This window comes from Mycobacterium sp. IS-1264, from assembly GCF_001954195.1.
In the GTDB taxonomy this organism is placed as follows: Bacteria; Actinomycetota; Actinomycetes; order Mycobacteriales; family Mycobacteriaceae; genus Mycobacterium.
Genome location: NZ_MBES01000064.1, coordinates 35,283 through 50,680 on the forward strand (window position 1 = coordinate 35,283; position 15,398 = coordinate 50,680).

The window sequence follows — 15,398 nt, forward strand, 5'->3', positions numbered from 1 at the left end:
GAACGCTTCACCATGAGCGACCTGAAAAGCCTTGGCTACATCACCATTTCGACCAACGACATCGATCGCTGGCGGCAATTCGCCTTCGGCGTCCTCGGATTCGCGGAAGGCTCCCCACCAAAAGGAGGAGGCCCCGACGCGTCCGCGTTGTATCTGCGCATGGACGAGCGCGCGGCCCGGCTGATCGTGGTGCCAGGTGAGACCGACCGGGTGCTCACCGTCGGCTGGGAAGTGCGCGACCACCCGGCGCTGCAGCGGGTCAAGGCCGCCCTCGATGGTGCGGGGGTTGCGTTCAAACAGCTGTCCACCGACGAGGCCGAGGCGCGGCGCGTGGAAGAGGTGATCACCTTCGAGGACCCGGCCGGCACCACGCTCGAGGTGTTTCACGGCGCGGTGCTCGACCACAGCCCGGTCGTCACCCCGTTCGGCGCGAAATTCGTCACCGGCGACCAGGGGCTGGGCCATGTCGTCGTGCCGGCCATGGATCCCAACGGGCTGTTCGACTTCTACACCGACGTGCTGGGTTTCCGTTCCCGCGGCGCGTTCCGGGTGCCCCTGCCGAAAGAGTTCGGCCCGGTGCGGGTTCGCTTCCTGGGCATCAACGAACGACACCACAGCCTGGCGATCGTCCCGGCCGCACATCAGCGCGACCCGCGGCTGGTGCACATCATGGTCGAAGTGGACACGCTCGACGCGGTGGGCCAGGCGCTTGACCGCGTCAACGCGGAGGGGTTCCAGCTGTCGTCCACCCTGGGACGCCACACGAACGACAAGATGGTCTCGTTCTACGTTCGCGCGCCCGGGGACTGGGACATCGAATTCGGCACCGACGGCATGCGGGTCGACGAAACGTATTACACCGCAGAGGAAATCACCGCCGACAGCTACTGGGGTCACCAGTGGGTCGGCGAGATGCCCGCGGCGATGCGGCTATGACGCCCGACACCGACGTCACACCCATTCCCGCCGCGTCGATCACTTCGTGGGACGACGAGGCCGACGTCGTGATCGCCGGCTACGGAGTGGCCGGCGCCGCCGCTGCGGTCGAAGCGGCCCGCTCCGGCGCCGACGTCCTGGTCCTCGAGCGCACCGGCTCGTGGGGCGGCGCGGCGGCTATGGCGGGCGGTTTCATATACCTCGGTGGTGGCACCGCGCTGCAAAAAGCTTGTGGCTTCAGCGATTCCGTCGAGAACATGGCGACGTTCCTCAACGTCGCGATGGGGCCGGGAGCCGACGAGGGCCGGATCGCCGACTATTGCGCGGGCAGCGTCGCCCACTTCGACTGGCTCGTCGGCTGCGGTGTGCCGTTCAAGGCGGAGTTCTTCTCCGAGCCCGGCTGGGAGCCGATGGGCGACCAGGGCCTGATGTACAGCGGCGGCGAAAACGCCTACCCGTTCAACACCATCGCCTCCCCCGCCCCGCGCGGACACGTCCCGCAGATGTCGAACAAGAAGCAGGGCGAGGCCAGCGCCGGCTACATGCTGATGAAGCCGCTCGTCGAGACGGCCACCGCGGCGGGCGCGCGCGCCCTCTACGACGTGCGGGTGCAGTCGCTGATCGTCGAGTCCGACGGGCGGGCGGTCGGCTTGCGCGCGCGGCAGTACGGCACCGAGATGGCGTTGCGGGCGCGCTCGGGCGTGGTGCTCGCGACGGGCAGCTTCGCCTACAACGACGCGATGGTGACGCGCTACGCCCCGCGGATCGCCGGACGCCCGGCCGCGTCGATCGAACAGCACGACGGGCAGGCGATCCGGATGGCACAGGCCCTGGGCGCGGACCTGGCCCACATGGACGCCACCGAGGTCGCGATCTTCATCGACCCGCAGCAGTTGGTGCGCGGGATCCTGGTCAACGGCCGCGGTCAGCGCTACGTCACCGAGGACACCTACCCGGGCCGGATCGGGCAGCTCACCCTGTATCAGCAGGACAACACCGCCTACCTGATCATCGACGGCGATGCCCAGGAGGAGGCGATGGCGTCGTGGTCACCGAAGTTCATGCTGCGGCCCGCGACGTGGGTGGCCGACAGCGTCGCCGACCTGGAACGCGACATGGGGCTGACGACCGGTTCGTTGCAGGCGACCGTCGCCGCCTACAACGAGGGCGCCGCCCGGGGCGAGGATCCGCTGCTGCACAAGAAGCCGGAATGGGTGAAGCCGATCGGTTGCCCGGTCGGCGCGATCGACCTGCGCGAGAGCACTGGCGGCTTCACCCTGGGCGGCCTGAGTACCACGTTGGATGGCGAGGTGCTGCACGTCAGCGGTGAGCCGATACCCGGCCTCTTCGCAGCGGGCCGTTCGACCGCTGGCCTGGCGGCATGGGGTTACGCCAGCGGGATCTCGCTCGGCGACGGCAGCTTCTACGGCCGCCGCGCGGGACGCTCCGCCGCCAAGGGCTGACCTGCGCTAATCCGTCGACTAACCCGCGTCAGGCGGCGCTTTTTCGTGTCTTGTGTGACAACAGCCACACGGGTATGGTACAGATATTCCTAATAGGAATATTCCAGCCAGTTATAGCACAACCCGAGGACACCGATGTCACGAACCGACGCCGTCGCGACCGCCCAACCAACACCCAGTGCCGTTATCGACCGCATCTCGTTGGTGCTTGATGCGTTCGATGGACCGGGACGGCTGACGCTGGCACAGATCGTCCGCCGCACCGGCCTGCCGCGCTCGTCGGCGCATCGGATGCTCGAGCGCTTGGTGCAACTGCGCTGGCTGCGCCGCAGCGGCCGCGACTACGAGCTCGGTATGCGTTTGGTGGAGCTCGGTTCGCTAGCCGTACACCAGGACCGTCTGGTGCGCGCGGCCAGTCCGCTGCTGGGCGAATTGCACCGCGCCACCGGGTTTGTCGTACACCTCGCGGTCCTGGACGGACCCGACGTCGTCTATCTCGACAAGGTCGGCGAACCGATGAACGCCGCGATCCCCACCCGAGTTGGGGGCCGTCAACCCGCGCACTGCACCGCCGTGGGCAAGGCGATCCTGGCCTACAGTGACGAGGACACCGCCGTGGATCTGCGGGCCCGCAAGACCAAGTACTCGATCGTTAACAGCTCGCAGCTGGCGATCGAATTGGCCAAGGTGCGCGCCCACGGCGTCGCGTTCGAGCGTGAGGAGTCGCTGCTCGGATTCGGTTGTGTGGCAGCCCCGATCGGCAGCCCGGGTGAGGCCGTCGCCGCGGTGTCGGTGTGCGGTCCGATGAATCGCATGATGTTCGATCAGCGCCTGGCCGCCCCCGTGCGCATGACCGCGATGGCCGTGTGGCGCAACGTCGAGGGCGGCCCGCAGCGGGTGGCGCCAACCCTGCAACCGCTGCGGCCACTGCGACTGGCGCGCTCCGCGCCGCGTCCCGCCCTGCAGTACGCGTGAGCCTCGATCCACAGATCGCGCCGCTGATCGAGGCGCTGGACGCCGGCTTCCCGCCGGTCCACACCATGACCGGTGCGCAGGCAAGGGCAACCATCCGCTCCCGCTTCGTGCCACCTGCAGAGCTCGAGCCCGTTGCCGAGGTGAGAGACGAATCCATTCCGGGGCCCGGCGGCGACATCGCGGTGCGGATCTACCGACCCGACGGCGAGCACCTGCCGGTCCTCGTGTACGCCCACGGTGGCGGCTTTGTGTTCTGCGACCTGGAGAGTCACGACGGCCTGTGCCGCACTATCGCTAATCATGTTCCTGCCGTGGTGATTTCGGTCGACTACCGCCTGGCGCCGGAGCATGGGTGGCCTGACGCGGCCGAGGACGTCTACACGGTCGCCCGCTGGGCGGCCGACAATGCGGACGCGGTCGGCGGCGACGCACAGCGCGTTGTGGTGGGCGGCGACAGCGCGGGAGGAAACCTAGCCGCCGTCACCGCGGTGATGGCGCGCGATCGCGGCGGTCCCCCGATCGCGGGCCAGTTGCTCATCTATCCGGTGATCGCAGCCGACTTCGACAACGAGTCTTATCGCTTGTTCGGCAACGGTTTCTACAATCCGAAGCCGGCGCTGCAGTGGTATTGGGATCAATACGTTCCGGCACGTGCCGATCGGGAACACCCATACGCGTCGCCCCTTCGGGCAAACCTGGCCGGTCTGCCGCCCGCAGTCATCGTCACTGCCGGTCACGATCCACTTCGTGACGAGGGCAACGCCTACGCCGACGCGCTCGAGGCTGCGGGTGTGATCACTGTGCGATGCCCCTTCGACGGCGGCATCCACGGGTTCATGACGATGCCGATGCTCGATATAGCTCACGAAGCCCGTCGGGAGTCGTGTTCGGCACTGGCTCAACTGCTTCGCTGAAAGGTCGGACGATGGCTGACGGTCGGATATTCGTCATCGACACAGTGGTGACCAAGCCAGGATGCGCCAGGACGTTCGTCGACACCTACCTCGCCGAGTACGCGCCCGGTGCCCGCTCCCGTGGGATGACATTGCGCGACATCCTCGTCAGTCCTCCGATCTGGTCCAATGATCTCTCAAATACCGTCACCATCAGCTGGACGCTGCCGAGCTCGCAGGCATGGTGGGAGATGACCTGGAAGGGTCGGCCGGACCCGGCGCTGGGCGAATGGTGGTCTCGGATCAGCGAATTGGTCACCGAGCGGTCGCGGTCTTTCGCCGCCGCAGCCGACGACGTCGATGGCCTCTGCGATGTATAGCATCACCAGGCTCATCGACATCGCCGAGGAAGAGCGGCCTCGGGTGCTGGCGGCCGTGCGTTCGGCGGCGGAAGCGACTCCCGCACTACACCGTCTCGTCGAGCCGACAATGCCAGGGTCGCGCAACGGGGGCGACGTCCTGGTTCACTTGAGGTTCGATTCCCGAAGTCAATGGCTCTCGGCCGCAGATGATTTCGCTGCGGTGCTGCACGATCCCGGGATTACGCGAGTCAACGGAGCGACTTACCCCGGTGTTCCGAACCACAACGGCGGCGACCCGGGAACCGTCTATCGCGCCCTGTTGTTGCGGGTAGCGCCAGATACCGACGCCGCCACAGCTGCACGTTTCGAAGACGAGCTGTCCCGGATGCCTCACTACATACCGGCCATCAGAGCGTGGCAGCTGAGCCGCGTCGACGATGCAATCGGGGCCTCGTCATGGACGCACGTGTTCGAGCAGGAGTTCAGCGATCTCGACGGACTGATGGGTCCCTACCTGATGCATCCGATCCACTGGGCGGTGGTGGACCGATGGTTCGATCCGGAATGCCCTGACGTGATCGTGCGCGACCGGGTGTGCCACAGCTTCTGTCGATGCAACGCGCCATTGCCGACTAGCTGGTGAAGACGCTGAGCGATCCGACGTGGGCGCGGTTGGCCTTGATCCGCTCTGTCAGGCACCACGTCCCGTCGGCATGTTTCTCTATCTTTCAGGCTATAGCCCCGCGGGGAGGATATTCGGGTTAGCAGATGCCGGCGGTTCCAGCGGCGGCAGCTCCGACCTACCGTCGAGGCTGCGCACCGGCCGTCCATGTGACCACGGGTAGTGCAGGCTGAAGGCCACCAGGCCGGTGCGTTGCGCGGCCGGCAGATGGCACATCGCGAGCACCGTCTCGGCCAGATACTCGACCGGCTCGGTAAAGAAAGTCTCCGGGATCAGCTGTGCTGCACCAGGTGTGCGGACGGCCGTCGACGGGCCGACGCAGTTCACGGCGATGTTGGCATCAAGCAACTCCGCGGCCACGCCCTGGGTGAAGCGATGCAACGCGGCCTTGCACGACGCGTAGATGACGTCACCGGAGGTTTTGTTGTACTCGCGGTACGGCCGCACCGGTGCGAGGCCTGTGACAGAGCCGATATTGACGATCCACCCCCCACCTTGTCTACGCATATGTGGCACAGCAGCTTTGGTCAAAACGAACGGTGTTCGCAGATAGTGCTCGATGGTCCGGTCGAAGGTTTCCAGCGACATGTTCTCGATCACCGAGTAGTCGGCGAAACCGGCGTTGTTGACCAGGATGTCGATGCGGCCGGTGCGTTCCAGCACCGCGTCCACCAGGCCATCGCGCGCCGCGCCGTCCTCGAGGTCCGCGGTCAGTCCGAAGGCTGATCCGCCAGCCTCTTCGATCAGGGCGACGGTCTCGTCGATCGTCCCCGGTAGCGCCGAGGTGGCCCCGGCCCGGATGGACTGCGACGGTTGGTAGGCACGGGCCGTGACCGCGACGGTCGCGCCTTCTGCGGCGAGACGCTGGGCGATTGCGCGTCCAATGCCGCGGCTGCTGCCGGTGACCAAAGCCGTCTTGCCGGTGAGCAATTGGCTCATCGCAACGTGAAATCCTCTTCGATCGGCGCGCGATGCTGATGCCAGACGTCGACCAGTCGATATGGCGTCGCCACCACCACCCGCCCCGATCCCGACCGGTAGTAGGTGTGCGCATTTGGCGTGTGGCACCACACGGTACCGCTCATCGTCTCGTCGATGTCCGCGACGTAGTCCTCGTACGCCCGCCGAGTGACTTCGATAGTGTCGGCGCCGCGCAGCGCCATCAACTGCAGGCATTCGATGATGTAGTGCGCGAGCACCTCCATTGAGAAGTTCGCGCCGGCGCCGTGACCGGGGCTGTAGTTCGGTGCCGACATGGTGAACAGGTTGGGAAAGCCGGGTACGGTTCCGCCGCGGTAGGCACGAGGACTCTCGCCCCATTCGTCTGTCAGCTTCTTGCCGTCACGGCCGCGGATATCGATTGTGGACAGGAAGTCCAGATAGTAGCCGGTGGCATAGATGATCACGTCGAGGTCGATCTGCCGACCGTCCTGTGTGACAATGCCTTTCGCGTTGACCTCGGCAGGTTCGCTGGCCTCCACGTCAACATGGTCGCGCGTCAACGCCGCGTAATACCCGCCCGGATCGCGGATGATCCGCTTGCCGTACGGTGCGAAATCCGGCGTGATCTTTTTAGCCAGCTCCGTGTCTTTGCCGAAGGTCTGCTCGATGTACGCCAGGCACATCTGCAGTAGCACGTCGTTGGCCGCAGAGATGGACAGGTGGTCCTTGGCCCACTCCGGGTCCTGCAGGATGACCGGGTAGTTGTTGTCGGCGGTTCCCCAATACGATTTCAGCCGGTTCCAATTCGCGTAGTACGGCAGGTGGCGCCCGAGGTAGCGCCGATGCGCTGGCACCTCGTCGGTGGGACGTTTGCGTGGCGCCACCCAGTGCGGCTGACGCTGGAACACCGTCAGGTGGTCCACCTGGTCGACGCACGCGTCGACGATTTGCACCGCGGTGCACCCGGCGCCGATGATCGCCACCTTCTTGCCGGTGAGATCCAGCGAGGAATCCCACTGGGCCGAGTGAATGCTGATGCCCGCGAACGTTTCTCGACCCTTGACATCGGGCCAGCGCGGGCGGTTGAGGTAGCCGGCCGCGGTGATCACTACGCTTGCGTAGCTGACGTCACGGTGGCCGTCGGCATCAACCGAATGGATCTGCCACTGGTTCCGATCGGCGTCCCACCACAAGGCGTCGACCTCGGTGCGAAACCGGGTCCGCTCGCGCAGCTGGTATTTGTCGGCAAGCGCCACCAGATAGCGTTGATATTCCGCGCCTTGCGGATAGTAGCTGCTCCAGTCGGGGTTGACCTCCCAAGAGAGCGAGTAGTACGCCGACGGTGTGTCGACGCCGATGCCCGGATAGGTTGTGGTCAGCCAAGTGCCGCCGACCTCCGCGTTGCGGTCGAAGATCTCGTAGGACACGCCCTCACTGGCGGCGGCCAGCGCGACGCTGATCCCCGCGATGCCCGCCCCGATGATGGCGATTGTCACGGTATCGGGGATCGGCACCGTGCGCGGCAACGTCGGCTGCGACCGCTGGAAGCCGCCCTGCTCGAGTAGGAGGTCCACCTGCTCGTCCTCGACTTCCGAACCCAGCGCGATCGGCAGCAATCGGGCGAAGAAGTCGCGATCGTCGGCGGCCACCGCATCGGCTCGCCGCGGCTGACCCAGCGCGTCGATGACGGCGTTCACCAGCGCCTCGCCAGTATCGGGGTCGGTGACACCGGCCCGTTCGGGCGGGTCAGGAATGTGCGAGATTTTGGGCGCGTACGTCTCGATCACCGACGGGTCTCCGGTGAGCTGGGCCAGCACCGCGACCAGGACGCCAGGGTCGGCCTGCCGCAGGTTGTCCCGCAGTTCGCCGGGGTCGGGAACGCCGGGGCCGGTGGGCGACGTCGATTCCGTGGCGGCGGTCATGCCATCGAGTATCGAGGCGGACGGTTGGGTCGCGCGGCGATCTGTCTACTCAGCGGGACACGAGGAGACCTGCGGCGCCATCGCGAGCATAGCCTCCGACGCATGGACCGGGTGCACTTCGGCGAGCGGGTGGACATCGCCATCGCGCGGGCCCGCAGTCATTCGCTCGGCGATATTCCTCGCCGGTCGGCCCGCCGGCAACCGGACAAGACTGCGATCATCGACGGGGATGTCGAACTGACCTTCGCCGAGTTCGACCGTCTCGTCGACAGAGCGGCGGCGGCGTTGCGCGACAAGGGCTTTGCACCTGGCGACCGCGTCGCGTTGCTGGCGCACAACTGCTGGCAGTACGCCGTGCTGGCATTCGCGACCGCGCGCGCGGCGGTGGTTCTGGTGCCGATCAACTTCATGCTTACCGCCGAGGAAATCGCCTTCCTCCTTGGCCACAGTCGAGTCAGTGGATTCATCGTCGAAGCGGAGCTCATGCCCGCGGCCGAAGAAGCGATGCGACTGGGCGGCTCAGTCACGACGAAGGTTGCGCTGCTGCCGGGCGGGCGCACGGCTGCAGCGGGCTGGGAAGACTTCGCAGATTGGTTGATGAGTACCGCCGCGGCCCCCAACCCGCGCATCGACGACGACCAGCTCGTGCGGCTGATGTACACCAGTGGCACCGAGTCGCGCCCGAAGGCGGCCATGCACTCCAGCCGCAGCCTGATGTGGCAATACGTGAGCACCATCGTCGCCGGGTCGATGTCCGGTGACGACATCGAGATCCACTCGCTGCCGCTTTACCACTGCGCACAGCTGGACAACTTTCTGGCCACAGATATCTATCTCGGCGCTACCAGCATCATCCTCCCGCGTCCGGACCCTGAACTGGTCCTGCGCACCATCGCACGCTACGGCGTGACGAATTACTTTGCGCCACCGACGGTATGGATCAGCCTGCTGCGTTGCCCGGTCTTCGACGAGGTGGATCTGTCCAGCCTGCGCAAGGGGTACTACGGCGCCTCGGCGATGCCCGTCGAGGTCCTCAACGAGATCCGCACGCGGCTACCCAATCTGAGTTTGTGGAACTTCTACGGGCAGACCGAGATGGCGCCGCTCGCGTCAGCGCTCGGACCGGACGAACAGGACGCCCACGCGGGTGCCGCCGGCCGCCCCGTGGTCAACGTGGAGACGTCGATTCTCGACGACAACGACATCCCGGTGGCCACCGGTGTCGTCGGCGAGATCGCTCACCGCAGCCCGCATTTGATGCTGGGCTACCTCGACGATGCCGAACGGACTGCCGAGGCCTTTCGCGCCGGCTGGTTCCATTCCGGCGACCTGGGCTACTTCGACGAGCACGGCCTGCTGCACGTCGTCGACCGCAAGAAGGACATGATCAAAACTGGTGGCGAGAACGTGGCCAGCCGCGAAGTGGAGGAAGTCTTGTACCGGCACAGCGGGGTCCAGGAAGTCGCGGTATTCGGCTTGGCGCATCCGGTCTGGATGGAAGCCGTGGCGGCGGCGGTGGTGCCCCGCAATGGAGTGGCCCTGACCGAAGAGGACCTGGTCATCCACTGCCGGGAGCACCTGGCCGGGTTCAAGACGCCAAAACGCATTTTCTTCGTCGATTCACTGCCGAAGAATCCCAGCGGCAAACTGCTTAAACGCGAACTGCGCGAAGGCTTCAGCCTTACTCAGCAGTAAGCGGGCCGATTCTAGACTTCCACTCGGCCCGCACTTGCGCCGGACGCTGACGCCAGTACGGTGTTCCACTGACCGGGCATCCGCGGTGTCATCAGGGCCACACCAGGGTTGACTCGCCGACATGAGCAACGACGTCACGCTGCCGGAACTGCAGGAGTTCATCGGCAGCTTCTGGTACCACTACGACGAAGCGCACTACGACGAACTCGCCGCGAGCTACGCCGAAGACGTGCACTACCTGACCCGCAGCGATTCGGGAGCCAGCCCGTTCGAAGATTTGATGTCACCCGAACTGCGCGGCCGCGATGCAGTGATGGAATGGCTGTCGGAACATCGCAAGCAGAGCCCGTACCCGCTCCGCCACCACGCCACCAACGTGCACCGCACCGGAACCGACGGTGACGTTACCCGCGCGCGGTTCTATATCCTCGTCAACCAAATCGCCAACTTCGTACCGTTCGCGGTGTCGAGCGGTGTCGTCAACGTTGGCGTCCGGCGCGAGGCCGCCGGGCTGGTGTTCACGGAGATGGACGTCGTGCTCGACGCCACCGACTCCGTCCTGCTGTCGGAGCTCGCCGCCGACAGCGCCACAGGTTCGTGAGCGCGCGCGCTACATTCTCCGACGGCGTCGCCGTCATCACGGGGGCCGGCGCCGGGATCGGCGCGGGCTTGGCGCGATATGCCAGCGGCCTGGGCATGGCCGTGGTCCTGGCCGACATCGACGCCGTTGCCATCGCCGCGTTGCGCGGCGACCTTTGCGCCGCGGGCGGCACGGCGATAGACATCGGGTGCGACGTGCGCGACCCCGATGCCGTCCAGGAACTCGCCGACCGTGTCTACCGCGACGTCGGCCCGGTGCGGCTGCTGGTGAACAACGCAGGCATCGAGCAGTTCGGCTACCTATGGGACACCCCAATAGCCAACTGGCGGCGCGTCGTCGACATCAACATCAGCGGCGTCTTCCACGGTATCCGCGCATTTCTGCCGAAGATGATGGCCACCGACGAGGAAGCCTGGGTGTGGAACCTGTCGTCGGTCGGTGCAGTACGCGCAATTCCGTTGCAGGCGCCCTACATCATGAGCAAACACGCGGTGCTCGCGTTGACCGAATGCCTGCATCTGGATGTTCAACTGGCCGGGCACGGCCACCACATCCACGTCCAGGCCGTGCTGCCCGGCGCGGTGGTCTCCAACATCTTCGAGGCGGCCGGCGGAGTCGACCCTGACGCCAGCGATGCCGGCGCCGCCGAGGCGCAACGCTCCGCCATGCTGGACATCAAGGCCGCGGCCATGGATCCGCTTGCGGCCGCTGAGACGTTATTCGAGCAGGCCGCCGAGGGAAGGTTCTATCTACTGACCCAGCAAACCGTCGCATCGGCCATGGCAGACCGCGCGAATGTGCTTGCTGCACAACGACCTCCGGTGCTGAGGTGACGCCGGAACTCGATCCCGACGCCGCCGCGCGAGTGGCGTCCTTCGGAGCAGTACCACCGATGCGCCAGCGCGGATTGGCCGCGGTGCGAGCCGCGGTCGAATCCGCGCCACTGCCCGATGAAATGCCCGCGATGGCCAGCATCGGCGATGTGACGATACCCGGCCCCGCCGGATCGATTTCTGTCCGGATCTACCGTCCCACAGACGATTCCGTTCTGCCCGTGCTGGTCTACTTTCATGGCGGTGGGCTCGTCATGGGCTCCAACCACTCGTTCGAACCGCTTGCCCGCGAGTTGGCGTCGGCGTCGGGCGCCACCGTCGTGGCCGTGGACTACCGGTTGGCGCCAGAGTCGCCGCCCCCCGCGCAGTTCGACGACGCCTACGCCGCCACCGAGTGGGTATCACGGAACGCACGCGGCCTCGGTGTCGACTCCGGCCGCGTTGCGGTAGTCGGCGACAGCGCAGGCGGGTCGCTCGCGGCCGCGGTTGCGTTGGCCGCACGCGACCGTCGCGGGCCGGCGATCTGTGCGCAGGTGCTGCTGTACCCGGGCCTGGATCGCGACATGACGGTCCCGTCGATCATTGGGCTGCCTGATGCACCGCTGCTCGCGCGCGACGACATCGACTACATGCATGCCCTCGTCGACGGCAACGCCGGTCCGCCCCGCGACCCGTACCTGGTCCCGGCCTACGCGTCCGATCTGTCCGGCCTGCCGCCGGCGATCGTGGTGACTGCGGGCTGCGATCCGATCCAGGACTGGGGTGAACGTTACGCGGTCCGGCTCCGAGAAGCCGGCGTCCAGACCACCACGACCCGTTATCCCGGCATGTATCACGGCTTTCTTATGCGCTCTGACGCAACGGCGCGGGGCCGGCTGGCCGTCGCCGAGATCGGCGCCCTGCTGCGAGCGAAGTTCGCGCACCCGATCCGATTCGACGTCCCGATCACCGGACAGGGCGCCGCCGCGGGGCACTGACGCCGCGCACAATCACGCCAACGCAGAATTGGCAGAAGGAGACAGCTGATGCTCAGCGACGAGCGACGGATGGAGCTTTCCGACGTGTTGCGGCCAGCGGCACCCCCTCGCGAGATCGACAACGTCTACACCGAAGACCAACGCGAACGCCTGCTCGATGTCGTGCGTACGGAGGGCCCGTGGAAGTTGATCATTGCGCAACACTTCGCGTCCCCCGAGGAACTGATCGCCACGATGAGCGGCGCCTTCCCCGAAGGCTTCGAGCCGTCGCTGGACCTGTTCATCACGCCCACCTTCCGCGGCTACCTCGCCAACTATGGCGCGGTGCTCTACCCGCAACTGCACGATTGTTTCTACAACGCGCGGTTCCTGGAGATGGCCAAGAGCTATTGGAACGCGCAATACGCCAAGCCGCAGCTGATGCTGTTCAACATCAACGGCCCATGTGCCAATCGCGATCCGGGGCATCTGGATTCACCGAGCTTCCGCGGCGTGCGATACGAGAACGCGCCGACATGGCTCACCAGCGTCATGGGCAAATCGGGCCTCTTCCAGGATTACCTGATCAAAATGGCGCAGGTAATTACCTGGTTTTCGTTGGATGCCGGCAGCGGCTTCACCTATTGGCCAAACGGTCCGCTGCAGCCGCCGCAGCGAGTCCTGCCGCCAATCAACAACCGCGGCGTGGTCGTACAGAACGAGATGATGGTGCATCGCGGCGAGGCGAACGGGCCACTCGATCAACAGGTTCCGGCCGGCTTGGCGTTCGACACGGTTTTCACCGGTGATCCCGAGGACCGCGACCATTGGTTGCTGAAGAACGGCGGCGACGTGATCGCGCGCCACCACACCGACGAACTGCGGTTCCTGGTGCACTGGTCGGCAGAGGTGTTCTCGGATTTCGACGAGCTAAAGAAGAACATGGAGGGCTCGGACGACCTGACCCCCGAGCGGGCCATCGACATCATGGTCAAGGATGTCAATGCGCGGGGCATAAAACTTGCCATGCCGGACGACCCGCTACACGACCCGGAGTTCATCCGCACCCTGAACGCGGCCTACGACCTCGGCGGTCCGTCGAACTATCCGCACGAGGCGCCGCTTAGCGCCTTCCAGCCGGCGTAACGAAAGGTCCTGCATGCTAGATCGATTCGACGGCCGCAGAATCATCATCACCGGCGCGGGCTCGGGCATCGGGCAGGCCACCACGCTGCGACTGCTCGACGAGGGCGGCACCGTCGTGGGATATGACGTTTCGCCTGACGGCCTGGCCATAACCACTGCGGCGGCAGAGACGGCAGGCACGGCCAAACGGCTGAGCACCGAGATAGTCGATGTGTCAGCCGAAGACACGGTCGTCGGCGCGGTCAGCCGTGCCGTCGACGATCTGGGCGGCCTCGACGTTCTGGTCAACGCCGCTGCCATTCAGCGCTGTGCCAACACGCATGAGCACACGCTGGACGATTGGAACCGCACGTTGGCGGTGAACTTGACCGGCACGTTCCTAATGATCCGCCAGGCGTTGCCGGCCCTGCTGGAATCCGGCCGCGGTGTGGTCGTCAACTTCACCTCCACCGCAGCGTCTTTCGCGCACCCCTACATGGCCGCCTATGCCGCCAGCAAGGGTGGAGTGTTGTCGCTGACGCATTCCTTAGCTCTTGAATACTCCAAACAGGGGCTGCGCGCCGTCAACATCCAACCGGGCGGCGTCGCCACCGCGCTGGCGGTGAGCACATTGGACAAGATGCCCGCCGGCTACGACATCGGCTTGTGGGCCAAGCAGACACCGTTGCTGCACGGGAGAGCCGACGACATCCTCGGCGACCCGAGCTCCGTCGCGTCGGTGATCGCCATGGTGGCTTCCGACGACGGTGCGTTCATCACGGGCACCGAGATCCGGATCGACGGCGGCGCGCACGCCTGAGGACCAAGTAGGGAACTGATGGTCACGAGTATTCACATCAGCCGGACCGGCGGGATCGCAACCGAGCGAGCAACCCGCGCTGATGACGAGTATTTGCGATATCGACTTGACGTGTTTGCCGCCGGCGCCGCCGACGTCGTGCAGTCCGCCGGAGGTTGGCTGTTTGACCGGGCCAGGGCGGGTTGGTCGGTGTCGGTGTTGATAGCGCGCGGCTGCGATACCCGACCGCTACGAATCCTCGGGCTGCAGGCTTTGGACCTCAACACGAAATCCGCGTTGGAGTTGGTCTCGACGGCGAGCCGTATGCCGGGGCACAGCTTGGCGGTCAGCGCTGAGGTCCTCACCGGGGATGTTCGCATCCGCGACACAGTGTTCGAAGCCCTGGACCACCAGCCGACCGAAGTGGCGCTGTGGGGTGAGGGGTGGCCCAGCGGGGTCAATCGCACGATGGCCACGGTCCAACACGTGCTAAGCCCGGCGGCGCGGGTGTTCAAGGGCTATGCGCTTGCGGCGGCCGGCAGCCCTTGCGACTCAGTCGATCCGATCGAGACGCTGCTGTGCGACGGCGATGAACGGTGGCGCACATGACTGACGCCCTCCACGAACGACTGACGGCGTCGGTGCGACGGCTCATTGACGTCACCATTCGCAGCGAGGCCGACGAAGGCACCGTGGCGCAGGCCTTGGCTCTGGTCGAGCAAACCGTCGAGCTGCTGAGCACGCGCCTCATGCCTGGATCGTTCGGTGTGCGCACCAACCCCGACGGTGAAAACGTGGTTTGGGGCAATGTGGCCGTCGGGCTGCGTAACCCGATCGCTCCGCCCCTAGTCATCCAGCACGACGAGGCGGGCGGCGTTCATGCCGACGTGCACCTTGGCGCCGGCTACGAGGGGCCGCCGGGCCACGTGCACGGCGGGATGTGCGCTCTCATCCTGGACCATGTCCTGGGCGCGACGGCACACCAACCGGGTAAACCCGCCTACACGGGCACCCTCACGGTGCGCTATCTGCGCCCCACCCGGCTAGGTGCGTTGCGAGCCGAGGCGCGGATGGAGCGGATCGATGGCACCAAAACATATGCGGTCGGGCAACTCCGTAACGTCGACGGCGTCTCGGTGGAAGCCGAGGGCGTATTCATCACGCCACGAGAACACAAGGGCGTGGACGGGTCGCAATCCCCGCCAGCGCCGTAA

16 protein-coding genes are annotated in these 15,398 nt (G+C 65.9%); 14 read left to right on the plus strand and 2 right to left on the minus strand.

The features are described from left to right. Window positions 1-12: 12 nt before the first annotated feature. The 6 genes from bphC (at window position 13) to A5744_RS14445 (ending at window position 5,272) form a co-directional block, all read left to right on the plus strand. Window positions 13-936: a biphenyl-2,3-diol 1,2-dioxygenase gene (bphC, locus tag A5744_RS14420; protein WP_076062083.1), complete on the plus strand. Its 924-nt coding sequence runs from the start codon at window positions 13-15 to the stop codon at window positions 934-936. Then, window positions 933-2,399, plus strand: coding sequence for an FAD-dependent oxidoreductase (locus tag A5744_RS14425; protein ID WP_076062085.1), 1,467 nt, complete (start codon window positions 933-935; stop codon window positions 2,397-2,399). Before bphC ends, A5744_RS14425 begins: the two co-directional genes overlap by 4 nt. Window positions 2,400-2,534: 135 nt before the next feature. Then, entirely contained in the window at window positions 2,535-3,374 is an 840-nt protein-coding gene (locus tag A5744_RS14430) for an IclR family transcriptional regulator (protein ID WP_076062087.1), read from the plus strand. Beyond that, complete coding sequence (locus A5744_RS14435; protein ID WP_076062089.1) at window positions 3,371-4,288, plus strand: alpha/beta hydrolase; 918 nt, start codon at window positions 3,371-3,373, stop codon at window positions 4,286-4,288. Before A5744_RS14430 ends, A5744_RS14435 begins: the two co-directional genes overlap by 4 nt. 11 nt (window positions 4,289-4,299) lie before the next feature. Continuing rightward, window positions 4,300-4,647, plus strand: coding sequence for a hypothetical protein (locus tag A5744_RS14440; RefSeq protein WP_076062091.1), 348 nt, complete (start codon window positions 4,300-4,302; stop codon window positions 4,645-4,647). Beyond that, window positions 4,640-5,272, plus strand: coding sequence for a Dabb family protein (locus A5744_RS14445; RefSeq protein ID WP_076062092.1), 633 nt, complete (start codon window positions 4,640-4,642; stop codon window positions 5,270-5,272). The genes A5744_RS14440 and A5744_RS14445 overlap by 8 nt, the downstream gene beginning before the upstream one ends. 90 nt (window positions 5,273-5,362) lie before the next feature. On the opposite strand, the gene A5744_RS14450 is transcribed toward A5744_RS14445, so the two are convergent. Together A5744_RS14450 and A5744_RS14455 are read right to left on the minus strand one after the other, a co-directional pair. Then, window positions 5,363-6,250, minus strand: coding sequence for an SDR family NAD(P)-dependent oxidoreductase (locus A5744_RS14450; RefSeq protein WP_076062094.1), 888 nt, complete (start codon window positions 6,248-6,250; stop codon window positions 5,363-5,365). After that, the gene (locus tag A5744_RS14455; protein ID WP_076062096.1) at window positions 6,247-8,175 is read right to left on the minus strand and encodes an NAD(P)/FAD-dependent oxidoreductase; all 1,929 of its coding nucleotides are present in this window, start codon (window positions 8,173-8,175) and stop codon (window positions 6,247-6,249) included. Before A5744_RS14455 ends, A5744_RS14450 begins: the two co-directional genes overlap by 4 nt. A gap of 102 nt (window positions 8,176-8,277) precedes the next feature. On the opposite strand from A5744_RS14455, the gene A5744_RS14460 reads away from it, so the two are divergent. From A5744_RS14460 to A5744_RS14495, 8 genes are all read left to right on the plus strand, one after another. Then, a complete protein-coding gene (locus A5744_RS14460; protein WP_076062098.1) occupies window positions 8,278-9,870 on the plus strand; it encodes an acyl-CoA synthetase in 1,593 nt (530 codons plus the stop codon). A gap of 121 nt (window positions 9,871-9,991) precedes the next feature. Continuing rightward, a complete protein-coding gene (locus A5744_RS14465) occupies window positions 9,992-10,471 on the plus strand; it encodes a nuclear transport factor 2 family protein (RefSeq protein WP_076062100.1) in 480 nt (159 codons plus the stop codon). After that, window positions 10,468-11,304: an SDR family NAD(P)-dependent oxidoreductase gene (locus A5744_RS14470; RefSeq protein WP_076062102.1), complete on the plus strand. Its 837-nt coding sequence runs from the start codon at window positions 10,468-10,470 to the stop codon at window positions 11,302-11,304. The genes A5744_RS14465 and A5744_RS14470 overlap by 4 nt, the downstream gene beginning before the upstream one ends. Then, a complete protein-coding gene (locus A5744_RS14475) occupies window positions 11,301-12,281 on the plus strand; it encodes an alpha/beta hydrolase (RefSeq protein ID WP_076062104.1) in 981 nt (326 codons plus the stop codon). The genes A5744_RS14470 and A5744_RS14475 overlap by 4 nt, the downstream gene beginning before the upstream one ends. Window positions 12,282-12,329: 48 nt before the next feature. Beyond that, complete coding sequence (locus A5744_RS14480) at window positions 12,330-13,406, plus strand: hypothetical protein (protein WP_076062106.1); 1,077 nt, start codon at window positions 12,330-12,332, stop codon at window positions 13,404-13,406. Between the two features lie 13 nt (window positions 13,407-13,419). Then, entirely contained in the window at window positions 13,420-14,205 is a 786-nt protein-coding gene (locus A5744_RS14485; protein ID WP_076062108.1) for an SDR family oxidoreductase, read from the plus strand. An 18-nt stretch (window positions 14,206-14,223) separates the two neighbouring features. Continuing rightward, a complete protein-coding gene (locus A5744_RS14490) occupies window positions 14,224-14,793 on the plus strand; it encodes a hypothetical protein (protein WP_139329653.1) in 570 nt (189 codons plus the stop codon). Next, complete coding sequence (locus A5744_RS14495) at window positions 14,790-15,398, plus strand: PaaI family thioesterase (protein WP_076062229.1); 609 nt, start codon at window positions 14,790-14,792, stop codon at window positions 15,396-15,398. The genes A5744_RS14490 and A5744_RS14495 overlap by 4 nt, the downstream gene beginning before the upstream one ends.